8 protein-coding genes are annotated in these 11,117 nt (G+C 62.0%); 3 read left to right on the plus strand and 5 right to left on the minus strand.

The features are described 5' to 3' along the window. The first annotated feature begins 319 nt into the window (after positions 1-319). The gene (locus ACZYOF_RS02405; protein WP_463714728.1) at positions 320-928 is read left to right on the plus strand and encodes a GntR family transcriptional regulator; all 609 of its coding nucleotides are present in this window, start codon (positions 320-322) and stop codon (positions 926-928) included. Between the two features lie 27 nt (positions 929-955). On the opposite strand, the gene ACZYOF_RS02410 is transcribed toward ACZYOF_RS02405, so the two are convergent. The 4 genes from ACZYOF_RS02410 to ACZYOF_RS02425 form a co-directional block, all read right to left on the minus strand. Beyond that, on the minus strand, positions 956-2,545 hold the full coding sequence (locus ACZYOF_RS02410; protein ID WP_463714678.1) for an acyl CoA:acetate/3-ketoacid CoA transferase: 1,590 nt from the start codon (positions 2,543-2,545) through the stop codon (positions 956-958). Further along, positions 2,542-3,285 carry an enoyl-CoA hydratase/isomerase family protein gene (locus ACZYOF_RS02415; protein WP_463714679.1) on the minus strand — a complete coding sequence of 248 codons (744 nt, stop codon included), beginning with the start codon at positions 3,283-3,285 and terminating at the stop codon, positions 2,542-2,544. Before ACZYOF_RS02415 ends, ACZYOF_RS02410 begins: the two co-directional genes overlap by 4 nt. 13 nt (positions 3,286-3,298) lie before the next feature. Then, on the minus strand, positions 3,299-4,585 hold the full coding sequence (locus ACZYOF_RS02420; RefSeq protein ID WP_463714680.1) for an FAD-dependent oxidoreductase: 1,287 nt from the start codon (positions 4,583-4,585) through the stop codon (positions 3,299-3,301). A 254-nt stretch (positions 4,586-4,839) separates the two neighbouring features. Beyond that, entirely contained in the window at positions 4,840-7,698 is a 2,859-nt protein-coding gene (locus ACZYOF_RS02425) for an ATP-binding protein (RefSeq protein WP_463714681.1), read from the minus strand. Between the two features lie 261 nt (positions 7,699-7,959). Here ACZYOF_RS02425 and ACZYOF_RS02430 point away from each other — a divergent pair, with 261 nt between their 5' ends. Then, a complete protein-coding gene (locus ACZYOF_RS02430) occupies positions 7,960-9,360 on the plus strand; it encodes an NfeD family protein (RefSeq protein ID WP_282527884.1) in 1,401 nt (466 codons plus the stop codon). After that, entirely contained in the window at positions 9,350-10,111 is a 762-nt protein-coding gene (locus tag ACZYOF_RS02435) for a slipin family protein (RefSeq protein ID WP_130576581.1), read from the plus strand. Before ACZYOF_RS02430 ends, ACZYOF_RS02435 begins: the two co-directional genes overlap by 11 nt. 66 nt (positions 10,112-10,177) lie before the next feature. Here ACZYOF_RS02435 and ACZYOF_RS02440 read toward each other — a convergent pair whose 3' ends face one another. Further along, the gene (locus tag ACZYOF_RS02440; RefSeq protein ID WP_463714682.1) at positions 10,178-11,068 is read right to left on the minus strand and encodes a ferritin-like domain-containing protein; all 891 of its coding nucleotides are present in this window, start codon (positions 11,066-11,068) and stop codon (positions 10,178-10,180) included. Between the last annotated feature and the right edge of the window lie 49 nt (positions 11,069-11,117).

Genomic DNA, 11,117 nt, shown 5'->3' on the forward strand with positions numbered 1-11,117 from the left:
GTCTCTCCCTCCCTGACAATGTTTGTATTATCTCACTAACGTACTAGTAATATCTTACGGCGCACACGTCAAGCGCGGCTGCCTCGTTCGCCTGCCGAGGCGATAGAGCTATCGGCTGCATCTATCGGAGAGCGGTCGCAGGAACGGCGACGGACAACAAAGTGGTATAGATCTGGCGTGGCTCGGTTGACTGGTGCTTGCGAGTTCTTCAATACGACTCGGTGTACTGCAAAGGCTTAGACGTCTTATGGGTAAGAAAGCTGCGATCGATGTCACGACGGAATCACAGGCCGATGCCGCGCATCGACGCCTCGAGGAGATGATTGTCACGCTGCAGCTTCCTCCCGGGAGCCACTGGTCCGAAGAAGGTCTTGCCGACAAGATCGGGATTGGCCGCACGCCGGTCCGCGAAGCAGTCAAGCGCCTGCAGGCAGACTATCTGGTGAGCATCTTGCCCCGACATGGCTTGATGATCACCGAGATCAATCTCCATGAGCAGTTGCTCGTCATCGAATTCCGCAGGGAGCTTGAGATTTTCATTTCCACACGAGCGGCGCGAAGGATCATGGCCGCCGATCGCGAGCGGCTCGTTGCGGCGGCCAACGAAATCGATGCGGCCGGCAAGCAGGGCAATCTGGAAAAATACCTTCGCGAGGTGTTCAATGCGAATCATCTCATCGCGAAGGCGGCGGGCAATCCTTTTGCGGCCCGGTCGATCTCACCGCTCCACGCGATGTCGCGGCGCTTTTACTACAAATATGAGTCCGACCTGCAGAACCTCGAAGCGATGGGTAAACTGCATGCCGAGCGGGCGCGCGCCGTTGCGCGACAGGACGAGAAAAAGGCGCTTGCCCACGCTACGGCCCTGATGGACCAGATCGAAGGCTATACACGCAAGATCTTCGAGCGAGGGATCGGCCTGGTGTAGCCTGATCGAATCAGCGTTTGGCGACCTTCAACTGGCCCTAGCCTGGCAAGGCATATCCAGGAAGAACGCCTCATCCATGAGCTTGAGATCGTCCGCCACCTTCCATGGCGCAAATTCCATCTGATCGAGCACGTCGCGGCGCACATCGATCCCCGGCGCGACTTCGGTGAGGATCAAGCCTTCGGCCGCAATCTCGAACACCGCGCGCTCAGTGATCACGCGGGCCGTCTGACCACGCTTCACGCCATCGATCACGGAATAGGTAATGTGTTCGGTCTTGTTGACGAACTTGCGCACCTTGCCTTCTTTGACGATGCGCAGTTTTCCATCCGCGAACGCGACATCGAGGCCGCCGGTGGTGAAAGTGCCGGTGAACACCAGCCGCTCTGCGTTTTCCGCGATATCGATGAACCCGCCGGCGCCAGGATTCGCGACGCCGAACTTGGAAACGTTGACCAGACCACCCCGGTCGAATTGGGCAAAGGCCAGCGCCGCAAACCGGCAAAGGCCGCCATCGATGGCATCGAACTGGTAGACCCCGTCCAGGATCGCATCGGGATTGAGGTTGGCCGAGAACTGCCAGCCGGACATCACGATGCCCCCGTAGGAACCGTGCTCGGTCGTGAACCAGTAGTCCTTGAGGCTACCGTTCTCGAACACCCCCTGCTCAGCCATCACCAAGGGTACGTCGGCTGCTGCGCCGAAGCCGAAGATCGATAGTTCTCGCTTGCGGACCTCTTTCGATGCACGCAACGCAACGACCTTGTCCGCCGACATCGGAATGGGCGGGAGCTGCGACAGAGGAACCCGTTCTCCGCCGAAGTAAGCCGGTTCGAACTTCACGTCGGTCGTCATCATCATCGACGGATCGACCACGACGGCGTCGACGAACATGCCGGGAATCCGCACCTCGGAAGCGGGCCGCGTTCCATGAGGTACCGCTCGGCGCACCTGAGCAATCACACGGCCACCATGCGCCTTGGCCGCGAGGATTAGCGCGATGTTGGAGGAGACGAGCGCCTCGTTCTCGAATGAGAGGTTGCCTTCCTCGTCCGCCGATGAGGCGTAGATAAAGACCGTGTCCAGCTTCCACGTAGGATAGAACAGATAAGACTGACCTTCGAAATCGATGCGCCGAACCAGATTATCTTGTGCGCGCTCGGTGAACTTGCCACCGCCGTTTTCGGGATCGATGTAGGTCCCGAGACCGATCCGTGTCATGTAACCGGGACTGCGGCGCGCAACTTCGCGAAGCCAATGCATGGTCGCTCCGATTGGCCATGAATAGGCTTCGATCCTGTTTTCACGGATCAAGCGCATCAACTCCGGGCGCTTGCCCGTCGTTGGATCGACCGGATTGATGTAGGATCCGCCGACGATGCGCCTCATCAACCCTTCTTGCGCGACGTGATCCATTCCCCTGATGCCTTGGGCGTCGCCCGTTCCGACAGGGAAATAGAACGTCAGATCTTTCGGGCTCGCCGTTTTGCGGAAGCGCTCTCCAAGCGCCTTGAGCAGCGCATCCGGCGTCACCCAGCCGATTACGCCGACACAGCCGACAGTGGATCCGTCCGGAATCGAAGCGACCGCGGTCGCAGCATCAACAATCTTGCTCACGCTTTCACCATGAAACGTTCGAAGGTCTTGCGAGAGCTCGGCGTTTCGCAATTTAGTGCGAACTCCCTGGATGCGACTTCATCCAGGCGCTCCGTATCCGCCATGATGAATGGCTCAAAGAATCGCTTGGTAGACGCAATGGCCTCCAGTGGCACCGCGGCAAGCCCGTTGGCCACACTGATCGCATGCGCGAGCGCTGCGCCCGGCTCGACCACATCGTCAACCAGTCCAATACGAGCTGCTTCGACACCGTCGATCGGCGCGGCTCCCCAGGTCAAACGGCGCGCTCGAACAGGGCCGGTTCGCGCTACCAGCGATGCTAAACCCCACGGAGGCAGCCAACCGTTTGGCGCCTCGGGCAAATGCCAGCGAGCCGTCGACGCACTGACGACGATGTCGCAGGACGCGGCAAGGATAAAGCCGCCACCAAGCGCATACCCCTCCACCGCGGCGATGACCGGCTTTGCGCGATAGCCGATGGCACGCGCGAATGCCGCCGTCTCCGACTCATGCTTGCATATATCCGCTATCGATAGGCCAGCCAGCTCCTTCAGGTCGCTCCCGGCGCAGAATGCCGGCGGCGCCCCGGCCAGCACCACCGCCCTTACCGCATCGTTCTGTTCGGCACTGGATAGCGCCGCCCCGAGATCCCGCATCAACTGCGATCCCAACGCATTGCGACGCTCAGGACGATTTATTGTGACGATCGCGATCGCCCCATTTATTTCAGACTTGATCATTCGGGGATTGTCCTCATCCAATGCGTGCGCCGTCCGCGTTGACTGCGGCTCTGACATCCTTGCCGTCGATAGCGCGAGGCAGCACGTTCTCGCGAACTGCAATCGCCGCGGCGAGACCTATTGCGTGACCGTAGGAAAAGCACTGCGCGGTCACGCGCGCCGAGGCCACGGCCTCATGTTCTGCCGACAAGCACCGACCCGCGACCAGCAGCCCTTCACCACGCTCGGGGACGAAGCATCCGTAAGGAACTTCGTAGTAATCATTGAGCAGCCACTCCACCCTGGGCTTGTCCCCCGAGTGCAGTTCGATCGGCCAGGGCGACACGGCGATGCCGTCGGCGAACTTCGCGCCTCGAACGACGTCCGAGTTTGCAAGCGTCCTCACACCCGACACCTGGCGGGTCTGGCGCACGCCGACCTGAACGCCGGTGTCGTTCAGGAAAGCATCCTCGCAACCGACCAGATTGTCACGGAAGAAGCGCGCATATTCGCGAGCCTGCAGCCGACCTTCGATTTCCGCGTCGGTAAAGTCCCGGTAAGATAGCGTGTTCAGCTCTCGGCCATCCGGCCCGATCAGGCGCGTGCAATTGCACAGTAGCTCTCCCGGACGCGTGGTAGGAAACAACCAGATCTTGGCGCGTGGGAGCTTGTAGTCGCCGGCATTGTGCTTGGCGCGGATCATCGCGGAGACCTTCTCCGGCATGATCGTGTCGACGCCGTATTCGCCGACAAAGCGCTCGACATCGACTCCCATCATACGGAAGATCATCGTCGGATTTTGCACCGCGCCGTTGTCGCCGATGAAATTCGGCAGCCCTGCCATCGCGACCACATCGGCATCGCCACTCGCGTCGATCACGACCTTCGCGCGTGCATCCACCGGCCCCTGCTTTGTCCAGATGCCAAGTCCTTCGACCTTGTCGCCCTCCATTCGCACGGACTGGGCAACCGCATGGAAGATGACGCGGACGCCTGCTTCCCGCAGCATCGCATCTGCAGCCTCACGCCACACCAGCGGGTCGTGGACGCGAGCCCATGTTTTGCCGTAGAGCAATGGCGCGCCGAGCCCTCCCATCGCCTCGAGCCTCCGACAAAACTCGTCGGCGAAACCGAAAACGACCTGTTGCGGGCCCGCCGCAATATTATTCGTCGCTTCGTAAAGACCGCAGACGGTGCCTGAGAGCCCGGCGACAGCACCGCCGCCGCAGAAACCGTAGCGCTCGACCAGCGTAACGCTCAGCCCCTGACGCGCAGAGGCGATAGCCGCCGCAACACCGGCTGCTCCACCCCCGACAATCAAGACATCGCTATCAACTCGAATGGAACCGCGAACGTCCAACGTTGAGTCCTCATTAGTATAGTAGTGATGTATTACAAATATCTCAACCGCTCGTCCGTTGCAAGACGCGCGGGCGCAAAAAACCGGGAAATTAAGAGAAGCTCATGCGCGGCGAGAGCAGCGCGCTGTCGATGGGATGGGCCCGGAAAAACGGATAATGCGGGACTTGGTACGACCCGAACGATGCGAGCAGCCGCGGATCGCGCCAAGGCGGCTCACTCGGTCGAAAGCTGCGCCAGCATTGCTCTTGCGTTTCGCAGGTCCGAAATCTCGAAACCCTCGGTGAACTTTCCGTACACGGAGGCAAGGATGTGGTGTGCGTCGGCAGAACGGTCCTGACTGGCTCTCAATCGAGCAAGACTGATTGCCGTCCTCAGCTCCCAAAACAGCGCGCCCTGGCTACGCGCCACCTGGAGCGATTTGTCGAAGGACTGCTTGGCGGCGACAACGGAGCGATGTTCGCTGGCGCGGAGCAGCAGCTCGCCTTTGATACGCAGCAGCTCGGCCTGGTACCATTGCTCTTCCCTCGCCTCGGAGCGCGCAAGCGCCTCATTGACGGCGGCAAGCCCCTGCGCGACTTCGCCGGCCTCGCCGAGACAGGCTGCCAATTCGCCAAGCGGAAGCAGGAAGCGTGGCAGGAACCGCGCTTCGCCGGCCACTTCGAGCGCCTTTCGCAGCACCGGCAATCCTGTGGCAACGCCGCCACGCCTTGCCATCACCATGCCCCTGAAGGCGCGCGCCCATAAATTCCACAGCCGGATCGGGTGCCGCTCGGTATGCTCGATCAATAGCGCACAGTAGCGTTCCGCGGCATCGAGGTCGCCGGCAAGGAAGGTGATCGGGCAGGCGCCCTGCCCCAGCACGCTGCAGAATGTCAGGGCGTGCCCGCTCGCCCGGCCTTCCTCGATGTTGTGTTCGACCACGCGCAAGGCCTGGTCGGCTAGCCCCATCAGCCACAGGATGCGAGCCTGGAAATAGTGCGCCGATACCCGGAGATCGAAGCGAAAGCGGATCACCTGCGGCTTTGGCGATAAATCCGAAAGGCGCGACAAGGTCCGCGTGATGTGATGATGCGCAAGGTTCTGGTCACCAAGGTAATGCAGCGTGGTGGCGAGAAGCCGGTCGACCATCATCAGGTCGACGGAGTTGCTCGAGCTGTCCGCGACCTCGGCGAAGCGGTACGCGAATTCCAGCGCCTTGCGAAACTCGCCATTGTTGAACTGATCGATGCACAGTCCCCACAGCGCGCGCAGCAAATAGTCGGCGTCGCCGAGTTGCTCCGCGAGTTGCAAGGCCAAGGCCCAGGCGGGACCGGCCTCGCGAGCCCTGCCGACGCCGTACATCAGCGACCAGGCGCGTGCCGCCGAAAGCTGCATGCGCAGGCGCGACATGCCAGGGGTGGCTTCGTCGATCCTTGCCAGCGCCAACTCAGTGCGCTCGCGGCACTCCGCGAGCAGCGACAGTTGCACCCACAGCGGCACCGCGGCCGCGGTCAATGCCACGCCGGTCTGCGCATCGCCGCTGGGCGAGAATGCCCAATCAAGGCTGGTACGCACGTTGTCGATGTGCCGGCCGTAGATGGCAAGCCACTCCGCTTGCGGCTTCAACTCGCTTTCGGCTTCTGCATTGGCGAAGAAGCCACGATAATATTGCGCGTGACGGCGCGCGGCGTCGGGATATTCCCCGGAACCATGGAGCTTTTCCAGCGCGTAAGCGCGCGTCGTATCCAGCAGGCGGTAGTGCGGCCGGTCGCCACGGATGTCGGCGACGGCAAGCGACTTGGCGACCAGGTTGGCAAGCTGGTCGGTGACTTCGCCCCTCTCGCGATCGCCGGCGACCGCAATCACCGCGTCGAGCAGGAAGTCTCCGGCAAATATGCCGAGCCGCCGCAAGACCCGCGCCTCCGCCTCCGGCAGCAGGTCATAGCTCCAGTCGAGCGTCGCGCGCAGCGTTTGCTGCCGGGGCAGCGCGGTGCGCCGGCCCGTCGTGAGGAATTTGAATCTATCGTCCAGAAGCGCCGCAATCTTGGGCGGGCCAAGCATCGTCGCACGTGCCGCGGCAAACTCGATCGCGAGCGGAATGCCGTCCAGCCGGCGGCAAATGGCGGCGATGGCGCCAAGGTTCTCCTCGTCGCGTTCGAAACTAGAGCCCTGCGCCTTCGCCCTGGTCATGAACAGCTCGACTGCGGTGTGTTCAAAGATGGCGTCCGGTGCGAGCAGAGGCTCAGGCGGCACTTCCAGCGGAGGCACGCGATAGACATGCTCGCCATCGATGCGCAAGGCCTCGCGGCTGGTCGCGATAATGGTGGTGCCGGAGCAGCGGCTGACGATGGTCTCGGTCAGCCTGGCTACGGCACCAATCACATGCTCGCAGTTGTCGAAAACGAGCAGCAATTGCCGTGCTCCGATGGCACGCGCGATGGCCTCTGCGCAGATCTCTTCACCTTCCAGTTTGATGCCGAGTACGCCGGCAACCGCTGAAGGCACGAGTTCGGAATTTGAAAGCGAGGCCAGTTCGATGAGGAATCGGTCGGCGGTCAGTCCGAACGGCGGCGATCTGGCCGCCTGCAGCGCCAGCGCCGTCTTGCCGATCCCGCCGGGCCCGACGAGGCTCACGACTCGGTAGGCTGACAGAAGCTCCCACAGATGACCGATCGCCGTAGCGCGACCGATGAGATCGAACGTCGCGGCCGGAATGTTGGTCGACGGCGACAGTTCGGGCGCGGCCGGCTGATCCGGCGCATCGACATGCCGGATGAGCCATGATCCCAGAAGGCGATATCCCCGGCCGACCGTCGTGGCCAGCATGTCGCGATCCGGACCGAGGGCCTTGCGGATCGCCGCGATGTGCACGCGAAGCGCGCCCTCCTCGACGAATACGCCCCGCCAAACCCGCTTGGTCAAATCACTCTTGGAAACCAGCTCGCCTTCTGCCTGGACCAATTCTGCAACGATTTCAAAGGCCCGTCCGCCCAAAGGTACGGGTGCTCCCTGAGAGCGCAATTCCCGTCTGGCAAGATCGATTTCCCATCCCGCGCATGCATAGATGGGGCGCTGGCCTGATGCGGCCGTCATTTGGAGAAGCCCCAAGGAGTTTCTAAATTTCCACCCAGGCTAGCAGCCTATCATCAGCCCGGTCGAAAGAAACAAGCCGCCGGCGAGAACGAAGTGAGGAGTGCGCCGGGCCGAAGCTTGCCACGCTTGATCGGTTCAGGCTCTGCAAGAATGGAAGCGAGTGCCAGCTATCGCACTGCACAACGGCATGCGCGTGCGGTGGTTCGTGGCCATTGAGGTTCCGGAACGGAACCCCATATTTTTGGCAAGGGAGTGCTTGCCGTGCAGACCGTAAAGGCGGCCCTCGTTGCGGCGATTGCAATCGTCGCTCTGGTTGTCTCGCTCCTTCCCGGCTTAGCGGAGGAGAACCGCAGTCTTGCACTGACTATTTCGCTCGACGGAGCGATCGGGCCGGCGTCGGCAAGTTACGTGAAGGACGCTCTGGCCAAAGCAGCCGAACGACGCGCAGACATTGTCATCCTGCGTCTGAATACACCGGGCGGTCTCACCACCAGCATGCGCGAGATCATCTCGGATGTGCTCGCTTCGCCCGTGCCTGTCATCGGTTACGTCGCTCCCTCCGGAGCCCACGCCGCAAGCGCTGGGACCTATATTCTCTATGCAACCCATATCGCGGCAATGGCGCCGGGCACCAATATCGGTGCGGCGACGCCGGTGCAGATTGGCGGTCCGATACCGGGTCTGCCGGGTGGCACCCCGGACAAGGAGGGCAAAGACAGCAAGGATAGCGACCGCCAGCACGAGCCAAAGGATGCCATGACGGCAAAGGTGACGAATGATGCCGTCGCCCTCATCCGCAGCCTCGCCGAACTGCGTGGCCACAATGCCGACTGGGCCGAGAAGGCGGTGCGCGAGGCCGCCACCCTCTCCGCCAACGGCGCGTTGCACGAACATGTCATCGATCTCATCGCACGCGATCCGGTCGAACTGCTCGCGAAGGTCGATGGTCGCGTTGTCGAGGTTGCAAGTGGCAAGACGCAACGTCTGGCGACGAAGGACGCCGTCGTCGAAATAATCGATCCTGGATGGATCTCCCGGTTCCTGGCGGTCATCACTGATCCCAACGTCGCGTTCATTCTCCTGATGGTTGGCGTCTACGGGCTAATCTTCGAATTCATGTCCCCCGGCACGGTCGCCCCCGGCGTCGTCGGCACGATCTGCCTGCTGCTGGGCCTCTACGCCCTCAATTTGCTGCCGATCAGCTACGCCGGCCTCGCCTTGATGCTGGTCGGGATCGCGCTTCTCGCCTTCGAGGCCTTCAACCCGACGGTCGTGATCGGCCTCGGCGGAGTCATCGCCTTTGTGCTGGGAGCGGTTATGCTCTTCAGGGTCGAAGCGCCGGGCTACCGACTGTCGTGGTGGCTCATCGCCATCGTGACGGCGACGTTCATCGGCTTTGTTCTCGTCGTGCTCGGTTCGCTTCGGCGCGCTCGCAGCGGTCCGGTCCGCGTCGGCGCGCAAGCCATGCGAGGCCTGTCCGCCAAGGTCCTCGATTGGTCCGAGAATGAAGGTCATGTCTTCACGCACGGCGAGCGATGGCAAGCGCGCGGCACCGAAACCTTCAAGCCGGGCGAGGTGGTTGAAGTCGCCAACATCATCGATCTGACGCTGGTGGTGCGGCGCCAGTCCCGACCGGCGAAGGAGATACATCATGATGCTTGATTACTTGACCTATGCAGCGCTTGTGCTGATCGTCATCCTTTTTTTGACCCAGGCCGTTCGCATCCTGCGAGAATATGAGCGCGGCGTCGTCTTTACGCTCGGCCGTTTCACCGGCGTGAAGGGCCCGGGCCTCATCATCCTCATTCCAGTCGTGCAGCAACTCGTGAAGGTTGATCTCAGGGTGATGGTGCAGGTCGTGCCGCCGCAGGACGTGATTTCGCGCGACAACGTCTCGGTCAAGGTCAACGCCGTCCTCTACTTTCGCATCGTCGATGCCGAGCGCGCGATCATCAAGGTCGGCGATTACATGGCCGCGACCAGCCAGCTCGCACAGACCACGCTGCGCTCGGTACTCGGCAAGCACGAACTCGACGAGATGCTCGCAGAACGCGACAGGTTAAACGCCGACATCCAGGAGAGCCTCGACAAGCAGACCGACGTCTGGGGCATCAAGGTCACGTCGATCGAGATCAAGGATGTCGATCTCAACGAAACCATGGTGCGCGCGATAGCCAAGCAAGCCGAGGCGGAACGGCTGCGACGCGCCAAAGTGATCAATGCGATGGGCGAGCAGCAGGCCGCCGAAAAGCTCGTCGAGGCCGGCCGGATCCTCGCCCAGGAGCCGCAGGCGATGCAGCTACGCTATTTCGCGGCGCTGCACGACATCGCGGGCGAACGGTCCTCGACCGTGGTCTTCCCACTCCCGATCAATCTGTTTGATCGCCTCGGTCTGCGGGGCGAGTCAACGTGACCAAGGTCATGTGCCTGAAGGGGCGGAAATTGTGTGATGCAAGCGCGATATGATGTCCCAAGCTCATCACGCTTTCGCCCTAACAATGGGCTCCAGGCTGCGCAGCCAGGCAAGCCGCGCGATGGCACGCTCCGCCAGCGTCTGCAGAAGCTCGACACGCGCCGGATCGTCCGAGCGTTCGGCACCGTCGAGATAGGCGTCGGTCAGAGCCTCGGCGATGGTTTGGGCATCGGCTTCCTGCAACGCCGCAGCAAACGATTCGAATCCGGCGGCTCGGGTCGACATCAGTTCGGCCTCTTCGCAAAGCTCATGAGCTCGGCTCTGCGAACGTCCCAGGACGCGCGCCTCGAGCTCCGCGAGCCGCACGGCCAGACGAGATTCCAGCGCGCCGGCATCCACCGGCGCTGCCGCGTCAGCGGCCCCCTCACCCGCGCGCTCCTTGTGCTCAAGGTGATAGGCGCTCCGCCGCTCCTTGCGCAGGGTCGCCACATGCGCAAGCTCCTCCCGTGCCATGGCTTCGGCGGCCTTCCTGATCTCGGAATCGGCGGCGAACGCCGCGACATAGGACCAGAAGGCAAACGCGCGCTCTTCATTGCGCACCGCCATCGCCAGGGCACGATAAGGTGTCGTCAGCTGCGACGCCTTGATCTCGGCCATGGTCTCGGCATCGAAAGTCTCCGGTGCATCCCAGCGCACCAGTGCCGGATCAGGCGCCTTGCCACAGCGCGACAGCGACCAACGTGTCACACTATCGACATGCTCGCGCTCGGCGGCCGCAAGCTGCACGAAAACTGCCGCAAGATCATTTCTGTCCTGCGCCCGCATCTCTTCGGCAAGCTCCGAATAGCGATCCGCGGCCTCCTTCTCCATCGCATTGGCAAGCGCAAACAGCTCATGCAGCGACTGCAAGGTTCCCGCCGGTTCGTCTTTCAAAAGCAATGCTCGCGTTAGCAGCATGAGCCACCTGCATAGCTGTGTTTGATCCAGAACAAACTCGCGTGTCCCG

The organism is Bradyrhizobium sp. LeoA1Lang (assembly GCF_055413685.1).

Coding starts and splice junctions, on each gene's coding strand:
- ACZYOF_RS02405 (WP_463714728.1), top strand. CDS start 320: ATGATTGTCACGCTGCAGCTTCCTCCCGGGAGCCACTGGTCCGAAGAA.
- ACZYOF_RS02415 (WP_463714679.1), bottom strand. CDS start 3,285: ATGATCAAGTCTGAAATAAATGGGGCGATCGCGATCGTCACAATAAAT.
- ACZYOF_RS02425 (WP_463714681.1), bottom strand. CDS start 7,698: ATGACGGCCGCATCAGGCCAGCGCCCCATCTATGCATGCGCGGGATGG.
- ACZYOF_RS02435 (WP_130576581.1), top strand. CDS start 9,350: ATGATGCTTGATTACTTGACCTATGCAGCGCTTGTGCTGATCGTCATC.
- ACZYOF_RS02440 (WP_463714682.1), bottom strand. CDS start 11,068: ATGCTGCTAACGCGAGCATTGCTTTTGAAAGACGAACCGGCGGGAACC.